General features: G+C 55.0%; 18 protein-coding genes and 1 pseudogene. 5 read left to right on the top strand and 14 right to left on the bottom strand.

Annotated elements, in window-relative coordinates; translation table 11 throughout:
- Nucleotides 1-120: 120 nt before the first annotated feature.
- From artM to O3S68_RS09405, 5 genes are all read right to left on the bottom strand, one after another.
- Nucleotides 121-789: an arginine ABC transporter permease ArtM gene (artM, locus tag O3S68_RS09425; RefSeq protein WP_017456142.1), complete on the bottom strand. Its 669-nt coding sequence runs from the start codon at nt 787-789 to the stop codon at nt 121-123.
- Entirely contained in the window at nt 789-1,505 is a 717-nt protein-coding gene (gene artQ, locus O3S68_RS09420) for an arginine ABC transporter permease ArtQ (protein ID WP_017456143.1), read from the bottom strand. The genes artM and artQ overlap by 1 nt, the downstream gene beginning before the upstream one ends.
- Nucleotides 1,506-1,511: 6 nt before the next feature.
- Nucleotides 1,512-2,243, bottom strand: coding sequence for an arginine ABC transporter substrate-binding protein ArtI (artI, locus tag O3S68_RS09415; protein WP_017456144.1), 732 nt, complete (start codon nt 2,241-2,243; stop codon nt 1,512-1,514).
- Nucleotides 2,244-2,262: 19 nt separating this feature from the next.
- Nucleotides 2,263-2,991, bottom strand: a complete 729-nt coding sequence (gene artP, locus O3S68_RS09410; protein ID WP_020457200.1) for an arginine ABC transporter ATP-binding protein ArtP — start codon at nt 2,989-2,991, stop codon at nt 2,263-2,265.
- Nucleotides 2,992-3,200: 209 nt separating this feature from the next.
- Nucleotides 3,201-3,716 (bottom strand): lipoprotein, encoded by a 516-nt coding sequence (locus O3S68_RS09405; RefSeq protein WP_269231368.1) that lies wholly within the window; start codon nt 3,714-3,716, stop codon nt 3,201-3,203.
- Nucleotides 3,717-3,818: 102 nt separating this feature from the next.
- Here O3S68_RS09405 and O3S68_RS09400 point away from each other — a divergent pair, with 102 nt between their 5' ends.
- The 3 genes from O3S68_RS09400 to O3S68_RS09390 all read left to right on the top strand — a co-directional run bounded on the left by O3S68_RS09400 (nt 3,819) and on the right by O3S68_RS09390 (nt 5,570).
- A complete protein-coding gene (locus tag O3S68_RS09400; protein ID WP_065368906.1) occupies nt 3,819-4,142 on the top strand; it encodes a heavy metal-binding domain-containing protein in 324 nt (107 codons plus the stop codon).
- Nucleotides 4,139-4,969, top strand: coding sequence for an N-acetylmuramoyl-L-alanine amidase (locus O3S68_RS09395; RefSeq protein WP_020457203.1), 831 nt, complete (start codon nt 4,139-4,141; stop codon nt 4,967-4,969). The genes O3S68_RS09400 and O3S68_RS09395 overlap by 4 nt, the downstream gene beginning before the upstream one ends.
- 67 nt (nt 4,970-5,036) lie before the next feature.
- Complete coding sequence (locus O3S68_RS09390; protein ID WP_233500360.1) at nt 5,037-5,570, top strand: WG repeat-containing protein; 534 nt, start codon at nt 5,037-5,039, stop codon at nt 5,568-5,570.
- A 5-nt stretch (nt 5,571-5,575) separates the two neighbouring features.
- Here O3S68_RS09390 and O3S68_RS09385 read toward each other — a convergent pair whose 3' ends face one another.
- The 4 genes from O3S68_RS09385 to poxB form a co-directional block, all read right to left on the bottom strand.
- A complete protein-coding gene (locus O3S68_RS09385) occupies nt 5,576-6,589 on the bottom strand; it encodes an NAD-dependent epimerase/dehydratase family protein (RefSeq protein ID WP_020457205.1) in 1,014 nt (337 codons plus the stop codon).
- A 94-nt stretch (nt 6,590-6,683) separates the two neighbouring features.
- Nucleotides 6,684-8,120 (bottom strand): SDR family oxidoreductase, encoded by a 1,437-nt coding sequence (locus tag O3S68_RS09380; RefSeq protein WP_269231367.1) that lies wholly within the window; start codon nt 8,118-8,120, stop codon nt 6,684-6,686.
- 10 nt (nt 8,121-8,130) lie between these two features.
- Complete coding sequence (gene ltaE / locus O3S68_RS09375; RefSeq protein WP_269231366.1) at nt 8,131-9,129, bottom strand: low-specificity L-threonine aldolase; 999 nt, start codon at nt 9,127-9,129, stop codon at nt 8,131-8,133.
- 38 nt (nt 9,130-9,167) lie between these two features.
- The gene (poxB, locus tag O3S68_RS09370; protein ID WP_269231365.1) at nt 9,168-10,886 is read right to left on the bottom strand and encodes a ubiquinone-dependent pyruvate dehydrogenase; all 1,719 of its coding nucleotides are present in this window, start codon (nt 10,884-10,886) and stop codon (nt 9,168-9,170) included.
- Between the two features lie 153 nt (nt 10,887-11,039).
- Between poxB and O3S68_RS09365 the strand changes: the two genes are divergently transcribed.
- Nucleotides 11,040-11,468 carry a DoxX family protein gene (locus O3S68_RS09365; RefSeq protein WP_020457209.1) on the top strand — a complete coding sequence of 143 codons (429 nt, stop codon included), beginning with the start codon at nt 11,040-11,042 and terminating at the stop codon, nt 11,466-11,468.
- 52 nt (nt 11,469-11,520) lie between these two features.
- On the opposite strand, the gene hcr is transcribed toward O3S68_RS09365, so the two are convergent.
- The 4 genes from hcr to aqpZ all read right to left on the bottom strand — a co-directional run bounded on the left by hcr (nt 11,521) and on the right by aqpZ (nt 16,021).
- On the bottom strand, nt 11,521-12,489 hold the full coding sequence (gene hcr, locus O3S68_RS09360) for an NADH oxidoreductase (RefSeq protein ID WP_269231364.1): 969 nt from the start codon (nt 12,487-12,489) through the stop codon (nt 11,521-11,523).
- A 10-nt stretch (nt 12,490-12,499) separates the two neighbouring features.
- Entirely contained in the window at nt 12,500-14,152 is a 1,653-nt protein-coding gene (gene hcp, locus O3S68_RS09355) for a hydroxylamine reductase (protein WP_020457211.1), read from the bottom strand.
- Nucleotides 14,153-14,299: 147 nt separating this feature from the next.
- Nucleotides 14,300-15,199 (bottom strand): lysine exporter LysO family protein, encoded by a 900-nt coding sequence (locus O3S68_RS09350; RefSeq protein WP_269231363.1) that lies wholly within the window; start codon nt 15,197-15,199, stop codon nt 14,300-14,302.
- A 126-nt stretch (nt 15,200-15,325) separates the two neighbouring features.
- Nucleotides 15,326-16,021: an aquaporin Z gene (aqpZ, locus tag O3S68_RS09345; protein WP_045506639.1), complete on the bottom strand. Its 696-nt coding sequence runs from the start codon at nt 16,019-16,021 to the stop codon at nt 15,326-15,328.
- 370 nt (nt 16,022-16,391) lie between these two features.
- On the opposite strand from aqpZ, the gene O3S68_RS09340 reads away from it, so the two are divergent.
- Nucleotides 16,392-18,050 (top strand): ATP-dependent endonuclease, encoded by a 1,659-nt coding sequence (locus O3S68_RS09340; protein ID WP_269231362.1) that lies wholly within the window; start codon nt 16,392-16,394, stop codon nt 18,048-18,050.
- Here the strand turns inward: O3S68_RS09340 and O3S68_RS09335 are convergent.
- A pseudogene (locus tag O3S68_RS09335) lies at nt 18,047-18,484 on the bottom strand (VirK/YbjX family protein); the annotation flags it as partial. The gene O3S68_RS09340 and the pseudogene O3S68_RS09335 sit on opposite strands and share 4 nt — an antisense overlap.
- Between the last annotated feature and the right edge of the window lie 68 nt (nt 18,485-18,552).

The raw sequence follows: 18,552 nt of genomic DNA, 5'->3' as shown, positions 1-18,552 counted from the left end.
GACGCTAACCATGCCATTAAATGAATTTATATTCAATAAAAATGCTTAAATATATTTTCATGGAAATAAAAAAGGCGAGTAATGAAACCATTAGCTCGCCTTTGTTTACTATTTATGCAATTAGTTGCGGCGTTCAAATGCCAGCGCTTTACGCTCAATCAGGCGCATCATCAGCGTTAACAACCCGTTGACCACCAGATAAATCAGCCCTGCGGCACCGAAAACTGTGACGTCATAAGTGCGACCATACAGAAGCTGACCGTGGCCCATCACTTCCATCAGCGTAATGGTGTACGCCAGCGAAGTACTTTTAAACACCAGCACCACTTCGTTGGAGTAGGACGACAGCGCGCGTTTAAATGCATAAGGCAGCAAAATCGCCAGCGTGTCTTTCTTGCTCATCCCGAGCGCGCCGCAGGATTGCCACTGCCCGTCCGGAATGGCGCGAATCGCGCCATAGAATAGCTGTGTGGTGTACGCCGCACTGTTCAGCGACAGCGCCAGCAGCGCGCACAGCCACGGTTCCGAGAGCAGATGCCAGATAACCGGATAGTTTTGCAGCGACGGGAACTGCCCCGGGCCGTAGTAAATCAGGAAGATCTGCACGAGCAGCGGGGTACCGGTGAACAGCGTGATATAGCCGCGCACGATGTGTGTCAGCACCGGCGTTTTCAGCGTTAACACAATGGTGAACAGCAGCGATAAGATCAGCGCCACAATCAGCGACGCAACGGTGAGCGTCAGGCTGGTGTGCAGGCCTTTGAACAGCTCTGGTAAAAACTCGAGCATTATTCCGGCCTCCGTTCAAAGCGAGTCGCGCGCATGTCGATGCGTTTAAGCACCCACTGACTCAACAGTGTGATAACCAGGTAAATCACCGCCGCCACGATATACCAGGTAAAGGGTTCCTGCGTACGGGTAGCAATGCTTTTAGTTTGCAGCATCAAATCGTTCACGCTAATCAGCGACACCAGCGCGGTATCTTTCAGCAGTACCAGCCACTGGTTACCCAGCCCCGGCAGCGCGTGACGCCACATTTGCGGCATCACCAGGCGGAAAAAGATCGCCCCTTTCGACAGGCCCAGCGCCTGGCCAGATTCCCGCTGCCCGTCCGGTACGGCTTTTAACGCACCACGCAAAGTTTGCGAGGCGTAAGCCGCATACAGCAGGGAGAGCGCAATCACACCGCACAGAAACGGGCTAACGTCGAAGTTTTCAATCTGCATCTGCACCGGGATCTGCACTACGCCGAGATTAATGGTGAAACCATCAGAGAGCGTCAGCAACAGCTGTGAAGAGCCGAAATAGATAAACAGAACCACCAGGATCTCCGGCAAGCCACGCAGTACGGTGACCAGCGCGGTGCCAATCCAGGCAATCGGGCGCCACTTAACGGACTCCCAAACGGCAAAGATCATCGCCAGAATCAGGCCGATGATCAGCGCACAAACGGCAAGGCCGACGGTCATCCCGGCGGCGCTTGCTAATGGAAACATTTCGTTCATTAAGGATTACTTCTGGAACCATTTGTTATAGATGGTCTGGTAAGTCCCATCTTTCTTCACTTTTTCCAGCGCGGCATTGAATTTCTGCTGCAGATCGGTGTTGCCCTGGCGTACCGCGATGCCCAGACCGGTACCAAAGTACTCTTTGTCGGTTACTTTATCGCCAACTGCCGCCAGTTTCGCGTCCGCTTTCAGCCATTCTGTGACCACCGCGGTGTCACCGAACACGGCATCAATACGGCCGTTTTGCAGATCCAGACGCGCGTTCTGGTAGCTGTCGTAAGGAACGGTGGTGATTTCCGGGTGCTTGTCGTTAATGAATTTCTGGTGGGTGGTGCCGTTCTGCACGCCTACACGCTTGCCTTTCAGCTGGTCAATGCTGGTGAATTTACCCTGCTGACCCACAAACAGCGCGGAATTGTCGTAATAAGGCGTGGTGAACAGAACCTGTTTTTCACGTTCCGGGGTGATGTCCATACCGGCCATCACCGCGTCGAAACGGCGGAATTTCAGGCTCGGGATCAGGCTGTCAAACGCCTGGTTGGTAAAGGTACAGGTCGCATCAATCTCTTTACACAACGCGTTAGCCAGATCGACATCGAAACCGACGATTTTATTATTCGCGTCGGTTGATTCAAACGGAGGGTAGCTCGCTTCGGTGGCGAAACGGATAGTCTGGGCTGCTGTAGCGGTAAGGCTTACGCTTGCAAGTAGCGCGGCAATCAGTACTTTTTTCATTGTCATTAATCCCGATTCTTCAGTGAGATAGGTAATATTTAAACGCGTCGGTCTGCGGCGCGGCAAAGCAGCCCGCATCCCCTTGCTCAACAATGTGACCATTTTCCATGTACACCACGCGGCTGGCGGTTTTACGCGCCACTTCCACTTCGTGGGTCACGATAACTTGCGTGATGCCGGTTTCCGACAGCTCACGAATGATACTGACGATTTGCGCGGTGATTTCCGGATCGAGCGCGGCGGTCGGTTCATCAAACAACAGCACCTGCGGCTCCATCATCAGCGCACGGGCGATAGCGACACGCTGCTGCTGACCACCGGATAAATGTAGCGGAAAACGGTCGCTATACGGTTTAAGACGTAAACGCTCCAGCAGCTTTTCCGCGCGCGCCAGCGCCTGATCTTTGCTTAAACCGAGCACGCGGCACGGCGCTTCAATCAGATTTTGCAGCACGGTCAGATGCGGCCAGAGATTATATTGCTGAAATACCATGCCCACGTTCTGGCGCAATTCGCGGATCGCTTTATCAGACGGGGTTTTGGCAAAGTCGAAGTGATTGCCTGCAATGCTTAACTGGCCGGAACGCGGCATTTCGAGCAGGTTGAGTACGCGCAACAGCGAACTTTTACCCGCACCGCTTGGGCCGAGCAGCACCAGTGTTTCCCCTTGCGGGCAATCCAGCGTGATATCGAACAGCGCCTGGTGTGCGCCATAAAAGCAATTGATGCTGTTTAATTTAATACTCATCGAAGCAGTCTGATAGCAATTGAGGCCGCAAATAGTAACGTTGACAGAATAGTTATGCAATATTTGTGCGTTAAAACTTAAAAATAAACCAACTTCCTACATAAAGTTAGCACAAAATACCGAGCGGTGCGGGAACCAGGCATAAATGTCGGCATTCACCGCGGAATGCCAGACATTTTACGGGGGTTATCTATTGCGGCATGAAATAATCACCGATGTTCTACCGACTGGCGTAGCGTTCCGGCGGGGGCATGAACGGTGCCGCCGAGATAGCGCACATCGTCTACTGCCCAGCACTGGCCTTCGCGGATCATCAGCACTTCATCCCGCCAGCTTTGGTCACCTTTGGTGAGCGTGACGCGCAGCGGAATATTCCGTGCATCGGTATTCGGAATGGTCGATGCACTGGCGACGACAGCCTTTTCAGGGGTGACGTTGCGGCTGGAGAACGGATCCGCTTTTAAAAGCGTGGCATTGCGCGAATCGCGGCTGGCGGCGGTGAGCATTTTGCTCAGATCATCGCTCAGATAGGGGCGCAGCGCAGTCCAGTCGTTACCGGGGTGCGCGATGCGGTAGTCATAAAATTGCTGTGCTACGGAATCCGGGCCGCCTTCCACACACGGGCCAACACGCGCGCCCGTATCCTTAAATGCCGGGGTTACCGTGGTGCAGGCGCTTAACAGCAGCGCGCATGGCAAGGCGAGAGTCAAAACTGAATAGCGCATATTGATTTCCTTATTTCTCTTCAGAAGTCACGACCTTTCAAGAATAGTGTATTGATCTGATAATGTGTGGTGTAACGCATTGAACGTTAAAAGGAGAAACCGATGCAGTTTTCAACCACACCGACGCTGGAAGGGCAACCGATTGTCGAGTACTGCGGGGTCGTGACCGGGGAAGCAATTCTCGGGGCGAATATTTTTCGTGACTTCTTTGCCGGCATCCGCGATATCGTCGGTGGCCGCTCCGGCGCTTATGAAAAAGAGCTACGCAAGGCGCGCGATATCGCCTTTCGCGAACTCGGCGAGCAGGCTAAAGCACTGGGTGCAAATGCGGTGGTCGGCATTGATGTTGATTACGAAACGGTGGGCAAGGATGGCAGTATGCTAATGGTGTGCGTCAGCGGTACGGCGGTGAAAACGCGGGCATGAAAAACATCGCGTTACTGCTGCTGGCGCTGCTGCTCGCAGGTTGCGCCAGTGAAAAAGGCATCATTGATAAAGACGGTTATCAGCTTGATACCCGGCGGCAGGCGCAGGCGGCGTATCCGCGTATTAAAGTGCTGGTTATTCACTACACCGCCGATGATTTTGATGTGTCGCTGGCAACGCTTACGGATAAGCAGGTGAGCGCCCATTACCTGATCCCGGCGGAGCCCCCGCTACATCACGGTAAACCGCGGATCTGGCAACTGGTGCCAGAGCAGGAGTTAGCCTGGCATGCAGGGGCGAGTTTCTGGCGTGGCGCAACACGCATCAACGACACCTCCATCGGCATTGAACTGGAAAATCGCGGCTGGCAACGTACTTCTGGCGGAAAACAATTCGCACCTTTTGCGCCCGCGCAAATTAATGCATTGATTCCTCTGGTAAAAGATATAATCTCGCGCTACCACATTGCACCGCAGAATGTGGTAGCACATGCGGATATCGCGCCGCAGCGTAAAGACGATCCTGGCCCGTTGTTCCCGTGGCAAACGCTGTTCTCCCAGGGGATTGGCGCCTGGCCGGATGCGCAGCGTGTCGCGTTTTACCTGAATGGTCGTTCTGCGCATGAACCGGTAGATACGGCTTCCTTGCTTGATTTACTGGCGCGGTACGGTTACGACGTGAAACCGCAGATGTCGCCCGCAGAGCAAAAACGGGTCATCATGGCGTTTCAAATGCATTTCCGTCCGGGGCTGTGGAACGGCATTGCTGACGCTGAAAGCCAGGCGATTGCCGAGGCATTACTGGAAAAATATGGCCAGGCGGGGTAATTCCCACTGCTTTTTTATGACGAGGTCAATGGAGATGAGGTTTCGCATCATATCAGGCGCGCTGCTGATGGCGGCTTTTTCTGCCCATGCCGCGCCAAACCCGGTGACGGTGTTCAGCTGTGCTTACTGGGATAAATCCACGGATAACGTGGAAAAGCTCGATAAATGCGTTGAAGTGAAAGAGGGCAAGCTCAGATTCCTGCCTGCGCTGTTTGCAAAAACCCGTGATGTCGAGGGCATGTCGTGGGTTGGTCTGTATGACTATATGCGCGCCGCCGGGTTGATGGATGCCGATTACTATGTGCGTTCGCCGGACAGTTACCTTTCCGTTGTGCATTTTGATAATGGGCCGGACTGGTTTGTTGAAGGGCTGGTGCGCTCGCGCCAGAACGGCAAAGTGGGCTACTGGGACGACAATTTCCGCAACCGCATCGCGCCACAGTTCGATTACGGCTGGCAGTTTAAAGAGGGCAGAGCGCTGGTGTGTAACGGCTGCAAACCGCAAAAGGATGGCGAGCATACCGCGCTGGTCGGCGGGGAGTGGTTCTACATCGATAAAAGCGGGCAGAAAATTTCTGACGTCAAATCCGGCCCGTTTTAAATCATTCAGCGATGCAGTTTGCCGTGGTCTTTTAACCAGTACGCCGTGCGTTTGATGCCTTCATCCAGCGTCACAATCGGCGTATAGCCCAGTTCCTGCTGGGCGCGGCTGATATCCAGCGTGAAATCAAAGTTGAGCTTCGACACGCCATAATGGGTGAACGCAGGCTCTTTGGCGCGTTTATCGCCGAAATGCTCCATGCTGCGCGCTACCATATCCAGCATCGCATAAGGCACCGAGCGAATCCGGCAGTGAATACCCAGTTCATCAATTAATGTCTGCACGATGCTGCGCAGCGAGCGCGGCTCGCCGTTGGTAATGTTGTACGCCCGCCCGGAAGGCAGCTTATCGCACTGAGGCTGGCTGGCAAGCCACATTGCCTGCACCGCGTTTTCGTAATAGGTCATGTCCACCAGCGCATCGCCGCCGCGCGGCAGCAACACGCTGCGGTAGTGGTGCATCATCTGCGCCAGACGCGGAATAAAGACTTTATCGTGCGGACCAAACAGGCTTTGCGGGCGCAAAATGGTGAAACGGGTATTCGGGTTCGCCTGCGCCAGCAGGTCGATCACCTGTTCACCGGCCGCTTTGCTGCGGGCAAATTCATTGGCGAAACGCACCGGGCGAAAGTCTTCACTGATATCGCGATGGTGGTGATAGTCAAAATAGAGCGAAGGGGAGGAGATATGAATAAAGTTGCGCACGCCCCAGGCGACGGCCCACTCACCGAGACGGCGAGTCGCGCGCACATTTGCCAGATCAAACGCTTCCTGTGTGCCCCACGGTGACGTGAAACTTGAGCAGTGCCACAGCGTGTCGATCCCGGCAAGCATCACTTTTGCCTGCGAGGAGACCAGTTCGGTCAGATCGGCGTGCACAAATTCAGCGCCCATTTTACTGAGTAACTTGCCCATGGCTTCGTTACGACCAGTGGCCCTGACGCTAATTCCTTTTTGCCGCAAATACTCGACCGCGTTTCGGCCTAAACCGCTGGTTGCGCCCGTGACCAGTACTTTCATATCGATCCATTGTGTTGAAAAGGCTTTATCGCGGGCATTCTTCCGTGAATTACGCTCTGATGCAATGGGATGACGAAAAGAAAAGCGGTTAAGCTCAGACTTTTTCTCTATTTTGTTCTGCCAGATGGGCAATACGCTGCGCCATGCCGCGAAAAATAAACAGATGCGCCGGGAACATCAATAACCAGTACCACAGCCCCGGCATACCGTGCGGATGCCACCATGCGCGGACATCCAGCAGCCGGTGATCGCCTTTATCGGTCAGCGTAAAGCTGAGCCGTCCCAGCCCTGGTGCTTTCATACCAAACAGCAGCGCCAGTTGCTGCTCGGGCTCGACGATGATCACTTTCCAGCTGTCTACCGCGTCACCGGTTTGCAAAAACGGGCGCGCAGGTCGACCATGCGGCAATTTGTGGCCAATTAAATGATCAAGCGCCGCGCGGGTTTGCCACAGAATGTTGCCGAAGAAGTAGCGCTCCTTACCACCGATGCGGTTAACCACTTCCCATAATGCGCTCAGGCTGGCAGCGGTTTTCACTGTGTAACCCGCTTGCTTTGGGTAGTAACCATATTGCGGACGCCAGCGGGAAAACGCCTGCGGGTCGTAACCCCAGTCGCTGGAGTTAACCAGTTTTTCCTCCTCCTGCAGGGTACGGCGCACCGCGTCGTCAAACGGGAGCAGTGTCTGCGGGATCAGGCGGCGCAATTCGGTATCATCTGCCAGCAAATCGTGCTTTAAGCCCTGAATTAACGCTTTGGCGATGGTCGGCGGCACAGAGGTGATGAGGTGTAAAAACCAGACGGAAATCAGTCGGGTGGGGAGGGGGATCGGGATCAGCGGGCGATGAACGCCGCTGACGCGCATAAAGTGATCGAACTGCTGCTGGTAGCTCAATACTTCCGGCCCGGCGGCCTCAAACACCCGGTGTTCCTGCGCGGGGTGCTGAAGCAGTTCGACCAGATAGTGCAGCAAGTTTTCCAGCGCAATCGGCGTGGTGCGCGAGCGCACCCAGCGCGGCGGCGTTAACACCGGCAGGTTAAACACCATATCGCGCATCACTTCGAAGGCGGCGGAACCTGCACCAACAATGATGCCGGCGCGTAATTCGGTAACGGGAATGCCCGCCGCACGCAGCAGATCGCCGGTGTATTGCCGGGCCAGCAGGTGGTCGGAATTCGTTTCGCCCTTCGCCTGTAACGAACTGAGAAAGATAACCTGCTTAACCGACGACCCCTGCAGCGCATCGCGCACATTCAGCGCGATTTGCCGCTCATGGGCGACGAAGTTGCCGCTTTCGCCCATGCTGTGCACCAGATAGTAGAGCGTATCGACATCGCGCAGTAACGCGGGCAACTCCTGCGGCCACCAGAGATCAACGCGATGGCAGCTTACGCCCGGCAGTTGCTGCTTTTGCAGGCGAGTTAAGTTTCTCGCGACCGCTTTGATCTGATGACCTTGCTGGCTGAGCGCTTCGACCAGTCGTTGTCCAATATAGCCGCTGGCACCAAGCACCAGGATCCGCTGCGCCACATCCCGCTCCTTAGTGCTGTAAAAAGGCCTGCCAGTGGCGAACCACCTCTGCCAGTTGCTGACGATTAACATCCAGATGCGTGACCAGGCGCACCACTGGCGAGGCGTTGATCAACACGCCGCGCTCGCGCAGATACGCGCCCAGCGCTTGTGCGTTATCGCCTACCCGAATAAACAGCATATTGGTGTCGTGGCGCATCACATCTGCGCCAGCCTCTTTCAGTTGCGCGGCCAGCCACGCGGCATTCTCATGGTCTTCTTTCAGCCGCGCGACGTTGTTTTGTAATGCATAAAGGCCCGCCGCCGCCAGAATACCGGCCTGACGCATACCGCCGCCGGTCATTTTGCGCCAGCGATTAGCGCGGGTGATATACGCTTTATCGCCCACCAGCAGGGAGCCTACTGGCGTGCCGAGACCTTTCGACAGGCAAATGGTGAACGAGTCGCAAAATTGGGCGATCTCTTTCAGCTCGCAGTCATATTCCACCAGCGCGTTGAAGATGCGCGCACCGTCGACATGCAGCGACAACCCACGTTCGCGGGTAAACTCCCATGCCTGTCGCAGGTAGTCGCGCGGCAATACTTTGCCGTTGTGGGTGTTCTCAAGGCTCAGTAGTCTGGTGCGGGCAAAGTGAATGTCGTCGGCTTTGATTTTCGCCGCGACTTTGTCCAGCGGCAGCGTACCATCGGCGGCGGCATCAATCGGTTGCGGCTGGATGCTGCCGAGCACCGCTGCGCCGCCCGCTTCGTAGAGATAGTTATGCGCCCCCTGGCCGACAATGTACTCTTCACCGCGTTCGCAGTGGCTGAGCAGGGCGACCAGGTTGGCCTGGGTACCGGTCGGCAAAAACAACGCCGCCTCTTTACCGCTCAGTTCGGCGGCGTAACGTTGCAGTTCATTGACCGTCGGGTCATCACCGTAAACGTCGTCCCCGACCGGGGCGGCCATCATCTGTTCCAGCATGGCGCGGCTCGGGCGGGTTACGGTATCACTGCGTAAATCGATCACGGCATTTCCTTATCTTACGATGGGTAATGCCCTCTGTTTTACCTGAGCCAGTTGGTTTTCGCCAGTTCGATTACCTCATCGCCGCGCCCGCTAATGATGGCGCGCATCATGTAGAGACTAAAACCTTTGGCCTGTTCCAGCTTGATTTGCGGCGGGATTGCCAGCTCTTCTTTCGCCACGGTGACATCCACCAGCACCGGGCCATCGATCGAGAAGGCACGTTGCAGCGCGTCGTCAACATCGGCCGATTTTTCCACGCGAATACCGGTAATGCCGCAGGCCTCGGCGATACGCGCAAAGTTGGTATCCTGCAGTTCTGTGCCATCCGTCAGATAGCCGCCCGCTTTCATCTCCATCGCCACAAAACCGAGCACGCTGTTATTAAAAACAATAATTTTCAGCGGCAGTTTCATCTGCACGACCGACAGGAAATCGCCCATTAGCATGCTAAAACCGCCGTCACCACACAGCGCGACCACTTGCCGTTGTGGGAATGTGGCCTGCGCGCCCAGCGCCTGCGGCATAGCATTGGCCATTGAACCGTGGTTAAAGGAGCCAATCAGACGGCGTTTGCCATTCATTTTCAGGTAACGCGCCGCCCAGACGGTTGGCGTACCGACATCGCAGGTGAAAATGGCGTCATCATCAGCGAAGTGGCTGATTTGCTGCGCCAGATATTGCGGATGGATCGCTTTGTCGCTCGGTTTTGCTAAATCATCCAGCCCTTTGCGCGCCTGGCGATAGTCTTCCAGCGCTTTGTCGAGGAATTTGCGGTCGGTTTTTTCCTCCAGCAGCGGTAACAGAGCGGCCAGGGTGGCTTTGATATCGCCCACCAGCGCCATGTCTACCTTGCTGTGCGCGCCGATACTCCCCGGATTGATGTCGATCTGGATTATTTTCGCATCAGTGGGGTAGAACGCGCGGTAAGGGAATTGGGTGCCGAGCAGCACCAGTGTGTCGGCATTCATCATGGTATGGAAACCCGATGAGAAGCCAATTAAGCCCGTCATTCCCACGTCAAAGGGGTTGTCGTACTCCACATGTTCTTTGCCGCGCATGGCGTGGACAATCGGCGCCTTCAGCTTACCGGCAAACGCCAGTAACTCTTTATGCGCCCCGGCACAGCCGCTGCCGCACATTAGTGCAATGTTAGTGGAATAGCGCAGGAGTTGTGCCAGTTTGTGCAACTCCTGCTCGGCAGGGGTGACAACCGGCTGCGGGGCGCTATACCAGTGGCTGCTGGCGCTTTCCGGCGCAGGTTTCAGCGCGACATCACCCGGCAGTACCACCACCGACACGCCTTTGTTGAGAATGGCTTTGCGCATGGCAATCGCCAGTACCTGCGGGATCTGTTCCGGGTTTGATACCAGGTCGCAGTAGTGGCTGCATTCGCGAAACAGCTCCTGCGGATGAGTTTCCTGGAAATAACCGCTGCCGATCTCACTGGAAGGGATATGAGCGGCAATCGCCAGCACCGGGACATGGTTGCGGTGGCAGTCGAACAAGCCGTTAATCAAATGCAGGTTTCCTGGCCCGCACGAACCCGCGCAGACGGCCAGCTCGCCGGTGAGTTGTGCTTCTGCGCCGGCGGCAAAGGCGGCGACTTCTTCATGACGGGTCGGCATCCAGTCGATGGTGCCCATGCGGTTCAGGCTGTCACTTAAGCCGTTAAGGGAATCGCCGGTTACCCCCCAGATGCGTTTTACGCCTGCCTGCTCCAGCGTTTTGGCGATATACGCGGCCACTGTCTGTTTCATCTACGACGCTCCTTTTTGTGATCTTGCTTACAAGCTTAGACAATGAATGCGTCACAAAGCGGATTTAGAATGAGCTTTTATAAAACAGGGGTTTATTTTTGTTACAGATCGGAATAGTCTGACACAGGTCGATGAAAACAGGAATCATTTCAAATGGTTAAATCATTGTTAAACTCAGTTAATAAGATGTTTTCGCATGAAGATTTTGGTCGTCTGCTGCTGCGTTTAATGGTCGGCGGGCTGATGTTATTCCACGGGCTGCACAAATTAATCGGCGGTATCGATGGGATTGCGGGGATGCTGGCGGCGAAGGGGCTTCCCGGTTTTATCGCTTATGGTGTGCTGATTGGCGAAGTGCTGTGCCCGATCCTGCTTATCCTCGGCGTACTGACGCGTCCTGCTGCACTGGTGCTGGCGTTCACCATGGTTGTGGCCTGGCTGCTGGTTGGCGTGGGTAAAACCGGATCGCTGGATGCGACTGGCGCATGGGCGATTGAGAGTATGGTGTATTACTTTATTGCGGCGCTGGTGATTGCGTTTATCGGTGCGGGTCGTTACTCCGTCGCACCTGCCTGGAAGTAAACGGTTTAAGGAAAAAGCGCCCTTCAGATGAGGGGCGCTTTTTTATTGCGGATTACGCCAGCACTAAATCGCCTTGTGGGTGGCAGGAGCAGGCCAGCACGAAGCCGTCGGCAATCTCTTGTTCCGTTAGCGTCATGGTGCTGCTGACGGTGTATTCACCGGAAACTACCTGCGTTTTACAGCAACCGCAGACACCGGCGCGGCAGGCGGCATTGACCGGCATTTTATTGCTTTCCAGCGCATCCAGCAGCGTGCTGCCCACTGGCGCGTAGAAGGTTTTCATCGGCGAGAGTTTGCTGAATTTCAGCCCGCTGGTTGCGGCTTCAGCCACTGGGGTAAAGAATTTCTCTTTAAAGAAACGCGTCACGCCAAGCGCTTTGACTTCGCTTTCAACCCAATCCATATATGGCGCCGGGCCGCAGGTCATTACCGTGCGCGCCGCCAGTTCCGGCACCTGGCTCAGTAACTCGCGACTCAGACGACCAGCGGCAAAACCCGCCGTGGCGTTATTTTCTGCCACCAGCGTGACCGGGTAATCACGCCATTCATCGGCAAAAATCACGTCTTCCGGCGAACGCACATTGAAGATCACCTGTACGTCAGCATGCGGACGGTAATGCGCCAGCCAGCGACGCATTGACATAATCGGCGTCACGCCGCACCCCGCCGCCAGCAGCAACAGCTTATCGTTCGGTTCGTTATCGCAGGTGAATTCCCCCTGCGCATTGGAAAGCCACAGATAATCGCCGCGTTTTACTTCCCGTGTCAGCCACTGAGAACCTGCGCCATTATCAATACGGCGGATGGTCAGCGTGATGTATTCGCTAACGCCCGGCGTGGACGAAATGGTATAGGCCCGCAGCGTATCCGCGCTGTTGCGGATACTCACCAGCGCATATTGCCCGGCGCGATAGGGGTAGTAATCGTGGCACAACAGCGACAGTGTCCAGACATCCGGCGTTTCCTGCTGGATATGGTGAACCTGCATACGCCACGGGCATTGAGGGGTTGGCATGGTCATCGTTAGCTCCTTATGCGCTCAGCAACTGCTGCATATCCTGTTCCACGGTCGTGACCTGGCGCAGGCCGAATTTCTCATTCAGCACCGCCAGCAGATCCGGCGTCAGGAAGCCCGGGGCCGTCGGCCCGGTGACAATATTCGTTACACCCAGCGAGAGCAGAGTCAGCAGGATGACAATCGCTTTTTGTTCGAACCAGGAGAGCACCAGCGACAGCGGCAGATCGTTAACACCGCAGCCCAGTTTTTCCGCCAGCGTCACCGCCAGGATGATGGCTGAGTAAGCATCGTTACACTGACCCGCATCAATCAGGCGCGGCAGACCTTCAATGTTGCCAAAGTCGAGTTTGTTAAAGCGGTATTTACCGCAGGCCAGTGTCAGGATCAGGCAGTCATCCGGCACCTGGGTGGCGAAGTCGGTAAAGTAGTTACGCTCACCGCGCGCACCGTCACAGCCACCAACGAGGAAGACATGACGCAGTTTTTCACGGCTCACCAAATCAATCAGTGAATCCACCGCGCCAAGCAGCGTCTGGCGACCAAAACCGACGGTGATCAGGTGTTCGATTTCGCTGAACGGGAAGCCTGACATCTGCTGCGCCTGGCGGATCACCGGTGCGAAGTCGTCGCCTTCCAGATGGTTGACACCCGGCCAGCCGACGATGCTGCGCGTCCAGATACGGTCGTCATAAGCACCAACGGTCGGGTCGATAATGCAGTTGGACGTCATGACGATGGGGCCAGGGAAGCGGGCGAACTCCACCTGCTGGTTCTGCCAGCCGCTACCGTAGTTACCGACCAGATGTTTGAATTTGCGCAGTTCCGGGTAGCCGTGCGCCGGCAGCATTTCACCGTGGGTATAGACGTTTACGCCCGTGCCTTCGGTTTGTTGCAGCAGGTTGTAGAGATCTTTCAGGTCGTGGCCGGAAATCAGGATGCATTTCCCGGCAACGGCTTTGACGTTGACCTGAGTAGGCGTCGGGTGACCGTAAGTGCTGGTTTCACCGGCATCCAGAATGCTCATCACGCTGAAGTTCATCTGGCCAATTTCCATTGAGCATTCGAGCAGGGCATTCATATCAGAAGGCCAGGTACCCAACCACGCCATGATTTTGTGATAACGGGCGTAGATATCGTTGTCGTACTGGCCCAGCACATGGGCGTGTTCCATATAGGCCGCCGCGCCTTTCAGGCCGTACAGGCAGAGCAGTCGTAAACCAAGGATGTTTTCGCCAATCGCCGCTTTGTCTTTGTTCGGCGTGAACTCTGCCGCCTGGCGCTGTAATTCGCCGAGATCGTCGCTGACCAGTTGCAGGTCGGCCATTGGATTGTCGACGTGAGCATTCGCATCGATAGCGAGGCAGAGCGCTTTCAGCGCTTCACGTTTGGCGATTGCCTCGCGCGCGTAGCCGACAATACGCACGGAATCGAAGTTGACGTTGGTGAGGGTAGAGAAGAAGGCGCGCGGCGCGAAGTTATCGATCTCATGGTCAATCAGATCGTACTCACGTGCTTTGCTGGCCCAGGCGGAGAGCCCTTGTAACGCGGCAATCAATAGATCCTGCAGGTCGGAGGTTTCGGCGGTTTTACCGCACATCCCCTGCGCGTACGCACAGCCGTTGCCCGCCGGAGTTCGGATGGTTTGTTCACATTGCACACAAAACATGGTCACACCTTTATGTTAAAGTTATATTTGAAATGCATGTTTAAGATTATGCTGCTGTCGGCAGGCTTAAAAGCGATTTTGACGGCAATTTAAGGGGATATTGATTTAGCGCAAGTTTGGCGGCAGGCATCTACCGCCAATGAAGTATCAGGCAGAGAAAAAGGCCATTAAAAGCGGCACAAGCAAGCTGAGAATAAAACCGTGCACAATGGCGGCGGGCACCAGCTCCAGGCCACCGGAGCGCTGGAGTACCGGCAGGGTGAAATCCATCGAGGTCGCGCCCGATAACCCAAGCGCGGTAGAGCGGCTGCGGCGCACCAGACCAGGGATCAGCATGATGGCAATCAACTCGCGCGCCAGATCGTTAAAGAAGGCGGCGCTGCCGATCACCGGGCCGAACGACTCGGTAAGCAGAATGCCCGACAACGAATACCAGCCAAATCCCGAAGCCATGGCAAGACCCGTTTTCAGCGGCAGGCCGAGGATCAGCGCATTAATCACGCCGCCAATCAGCGAGCTGGCAACCACCACCACGGCAATAATCATTCCCCGGCGGTTAAGGACAATCTGTTTCAGCGTCATGCCGCTGTTACGCAACTGAATACCCACCAGCAGCAACAGGAAGATCAGCGTGTATTCGCTGGCTTCCGTGGCATAGCGTAAAAACGCCACCCCGGAAAGACCAATGGCGAAACCGATAACCACCACACCGCACAGACGCAGGGATTCCAGCGCCATCGCAATCCGCGAAGGCAATTTTTCTTGCTGGTGCTGGTGATGCCAGGGCAGCGTACGCTCCAGCCACAGCAGTGCAGCGGCGTTACACAGCAGGATCACCACCACGCTGACCGCCGTGTAATGCAATATCGCCAGTAAGTTCGCGCTGAGATTATCGAGAAAAGCGAGGCTTATCCCCATAAAAAAGAGGATCAGATAGACAATCCAGCTGAGTAATTTATTGATAAGTTTGAGCGCAGCAGTGTGACGCAGGGGAACCAGATAACCGATGACCAACGGCAGAAGAATAATTAACAGTCCTGAAAGCATGAAGCGCCCGAATCCTTGCAAAGTGAAAACACCGGGGAACACACTACCCAAAGGTGGAAAATGAGTAAAGCTGCAAAAAATAAGAAAGATTATGCAAAAGACCCGGCACAAAACCGGGTCTTTATCTTAAGTGCGTTTTTCCAGCAGCGTACGGTAGATAACGCCACCGAGGATACCCCCGATAATCGGCATCACCCAGAACATCCATAACTGTTCTAACGCCCAGCCGCCCTGGAAAATCGCCACGGCGGTGCTGCGCGCCGGGTTAACCGAGGTGTTGGTGACCGGGATACTGATCAAATGGATTAATGTCAGCGCCAGCCCAATGGCGATAGGTGCAAAGCCGACAGGTGCATTTTTATCTGTCGCACCGTGAATAACCAGCAGGAAACCGCAGCTCAGGACAATCTCAATAATAATGGCGGAATACATTGAGTAATGTCCTGGGGAATGTTCTCCGTAGCCGTTAGAGGCGAAACCGCTGGCCGCCGCATCGAAACCACTTTTACCGCTGGCAATTAAATAGAGCACTGCCGCGGCAATAATGCCGCCAACCAGTTGCGCGAGAATATATCCCACCACATCTTTTGCCGGAAAACGACCGCCAGCCCACAGGCCGAGTGTGACTGCCGGATTAAAATGACCGCCGGAAATATGCCCGACGGCAAATGCCATGGTCATGACCGTTAAACCGAACGCCAGCGCCACCCCGGCAAAACCAATGCCGGTTTGCGGAAACGTTGCCGCCAGCACTGCGCTGCCGCAGCCACCAAATACCAGCCAGAATGTGCCAAAACATTCCGCCGCTAATTTTCTAAACATAGCCACCTCGATAAAAACAGAAACGGGCCCAGACCCGCGCCGTGTGTCAGACATCAATGGATGCGTGAATAAAAGCGTGCGTATTGTAGGGAGTTACAAAATAAAATAACCAGTTATAAAAACCAGTAAATTGATTTCAACTAGATAATTTATCGTAAGTTATTGCTTTTAACCGGTGTTAAGTTTTTACTTATTTCAATAAATAAGAAATATATGCTATTTAATATCGCGGTTCATTTTTTAAATATTACAACGATGGAGCCACTGCATATATTTCAATGAAATATTGCACTTAGCGCGTGTTCTGCCGCTTTTCGTCCCGCTATACTCCTTCAAGAATAGACGGAAAAGCCCAGATGCCGGAGGAAGAATGATTCTGGAGCGCGTGGATATTGTCGGCTTTCGCGGCATTAATCGTTTATCGCTGATGCTTGAGCAGAACAACGTGTTAATTGGGGAAAACGCCTGGGGTAAATCGAGCTTGTTGGACGCGTTAACCCTCCTGCTGTCACCGGAAACGGATCTCTACCATTTTGTCCGCGATGATTTTTGGTTCCCGCCGGGGGATCTGCAAGGGCGGGAACATCATCTGCATATTATTCTGACTTTTCGCGAATCCGAACCCGGACGCTACCGCACGCGGCGTTACCGCCCGCTGGCAGATTGTTGGGTTGCCGGGAATGACGGTTATCGCCGCCTCTTCTACCGGCATGAAGGCGAGCTTTCCGACGATGGCAGCGTAATGACGCTACGCGGTTTTCTCGATGCACAGGGGGATTTGCTGCCGCTGGAGGACATTGATGAAAGTGCCCGCCACCTGGTGCGGCTGATGCCGGTACTGCGGCTACGTGATGCGCGCTTTATGCGCCGCATCCGTAACGGCAGCGTGCCGGATACGCCGTTGCTGGAAAACACCGCGCGTCAGCTTGATTTCATCTCCCACGAATTGATCTCCCGCCCGCAAAATTTAACCGACGCGCAGATACGCCACGGGCTGTCAGCGATGGTGCAATTGCTTGAGCACTATTTTGCCGAGCAGGGTAGCGGCGCTTCACACCAGCGCTTGATGCGCCGCCGCTCTCATGATGAGCAACGTAGCTGGCGCTATCTCGACATTATTAACCGCATGATCGATAAACCCGGCGGGCGGATGTACCGGGTTATTCTGCTGGGGTTTTTCGCCACGCTGTTGCAGGCGAAAGGTTCTGTCCATCTCGACCGTGACGCGCGGCCGCTATTGTTGGTGGAAGATCCGGAAACGCGGCTGCATCCGATCATGCTCTCTGTGGCCTGGCAATTGCTGAATTTGCTGCCGCTACAAAAGATAACCACCACCAACTCCGGTGAGCTGCTGTCGTTAACACCGGTTGAACATGTTTGTCGCCTGGTGCGCGAGTCTTCGCGTGTGGCGGCCTGGCGTCTTGGCCCTGGCGGTTTAAGTGCCGAAGATGGGCGGCGCATTGCGTTTCATATTCGCGTTAACCGGCCTTCTTCACTCTTTGCCCGTTGCTGGTTGCTGGTGGAAGGGGAGACGGAGAACTGGGTTATCAATGAACTGGCGCGCCAGTGCGGTCATCATTTCGATGCCGAAGGGGTGAAAATTATCGAATTTGCCCAGTCAGGCTTAAAGCCGCTCATTAAGTTTGCGCGCCGCATGGGTATTGAGTGGCATGTGCTGGTGGATGGCGACGAAGCCGGGAAGAAGTATGCCGCTACCGTGCGTAGCCTGCTCGATAACGACAGGGATCAGACGCGCGAACATTTGACGGAACTGCCGGCGCTGGATATGGAGCATTTTATGTATCGGGAAGGGTTCGCCGATGTCTATCACCGTGTCGCACAGTTACCGGACAATGTGTCGATGAATATGCGGCGGGTAATTATCAAAGCGATCCACCGTTCGTCAAAACCGGATCTGGCGATTGAAGTGGCACTGGAAGCGGGCAGGCGCGGCGTGGAGTCGGTGCCGCATCTGTTTCGTAAAATGTTTTCCCGCGTGCTATGGCTGGCACGCGGGCGGGCAGATTAGTTCTGGCAGTGAGCGGCAGTCTGCGCCTGCAGACTGTCGAGCAGCTCGTAGCGGCGGCGATATTCAGAACGCTTTTTGCTGGCGATCTCTTCCATCGGTTTGCGCGGCATCACCAGGGGCAGCACGAAGTCGCCGTGCTGATCGGCAACGGCACCCAGCGATTCCCAGAAACTGTTGTAATCGGCATGCAGCAGCCCCTGTTTTTTCTTGCGATAACGCGCGTTGCGGTAGATATGCGTTTCATTACTGACAGCGCGGATCTCTTCCACTTGCAGAAATTGCGCCATCGTCATGGCCGTTTCCACCAGCAGACGTTTCGGGAACAACCCATGACACGCCTTGGTCGCTACCTGAATCGCCTCATGCGGAACATGCGCTTTCGCGCCCTGCAGTCCACCAATATAGAGCGTGGTTTTGCCGGCGAACTGGCACAATGGAGAAAATACGAATTTTTTGTTTCGTTGGTGCTCTGTTTAGTTAAGATTGGCCTCTATAAACTGCA

The organism is Kosakonia sp. SOY2, from assembly GCF_027109175.1.
GTDB lineage: Bacteria > Pseudomonadota > Gammaproteobacteria > Enterobacterales > Enterobacteriaceae > Kosakonia.
This window is presented reverse-complemented; position numbering and strand designations above follow the sequence as displayed.

What these genes read in the sequence shown, in the direction of transcription:
- artM (WP_017456142.1), bottom strand. Translation starts at nt 789, where the DNA reads ATGCTCGAGTTTTTACCAGAGCTGTTCAAAGGCCTGCACACCAGCCTG.
- artQ (WP_017456143.1), bottom strand. Translation starts at nt 1,505, where the DNA reads ATGAACGAAATGTTTCCATTAGCAAGCGCCGCCGGGATGACCGTCGGC.
- artI (WP_017456144.1), bottom strand. Translation starts at nt 2,243, where the DNA reads ATGAAAAAAGTACTGATTGCCGCGCTACTTGCAAGCGTAAGCCTTACC.
- artP (WP_020457200.1), bottom strand. Translation starts at nt 2,991, where the DNA reads ATGAGTATTAAATTAAACAGCATCAATTGCTTTTATGGCGCACACCAG.
- O3S68_RS09405 (WP_269231368.1), bottom strand. Translation starts at nt 3,716, where the DNA reads ATGCGCTATTCAGTTTTGACTCTCGCCTTGCCATGCGCGCTGCTGTTA.
- O3S68_RS09400 (WP_065368906.1), top strand. Translation starts at nt 3,819, where the DNA reads ATGCAGTTTTCAACCACACCGACGCTGGAAGGGCAACCGATTGTCGAG.
- O3S68_RS09395 (WP_020457203.1), top strand. Translation starts at nt 4,139, where the DNA reads ATGAAAAACATCGCGTTACTGCTGCTGGCGCTGCTGCTCGCAGGTTGC.
- O3S68_RS09390 (WP_233500360.1), top strand. Translation starts at nt 5,037, where the DNA reads ATGGCGGCTTTTTCTGCCCATGCCGCGCCAAACCCGGTGACGGTGTTC.
- O3S68_RS09385 (WP_020457205.1), bottom strand. Translation starts at nt 6,589, where the DNA reads ATGAAAGTACTGGTCACGGGCGCAACCAGCGGTTTAGGCCGAAACGCG.
- poxB (WP_269231365.1), bottom strand. Translation starts at nt 10,886, where the DNA reads ATGAAACAGACAGTGGCCGCGTATATCGCCAAAACGCTGGAGCAGGCA.
- O3S68_RS09365 (WP_020457209.1), top strand. Translation starts at nt 11,040, where the DNA reads ATGGTTAAATCATTGTTAAACTCAGTTAATAAGATGTTTTCGCATGAA.
- hcr (WP_269231364.1), bottom strand. Translation starts at nt 12,489, where the DNA reads ATGACCATGCCAACCCCTCAATGCCCGTGGCGTATGCAGGTTCACCAT.
- hcp (WP_020457211.1), bottom strand. Translation starts at nt 14,152, where the DNA reads ATGTTTTGTGTGCAATGTGAACAAACCATCCGAACTCCGGCGGGCAAC.
- O3S68_RS09350 (WP_269231363.1), bottom strand. Translation starts at nt 15,199, where the DNA reads ATGCTTTCAGGACTGTTAATTATTCTTCTGCCGTTGGTCATCGGTTAT.
- aqpZ (WP_045506639.1), bottom strand. Translation starts at nt 16,021, where the DNA reads ATGTTTAGAAAATTAGCGGCGGAATGTTTTGGCACATTCTGGCTGGTA.
- O3S68_RS09340 (WP_269231362.1), top strand. Translation starts at nt 16,392, where the DNA reads ATGATTCTGGAGCGCGTGGATATTGTCGGCTTTCGCGGCATTAATCGT.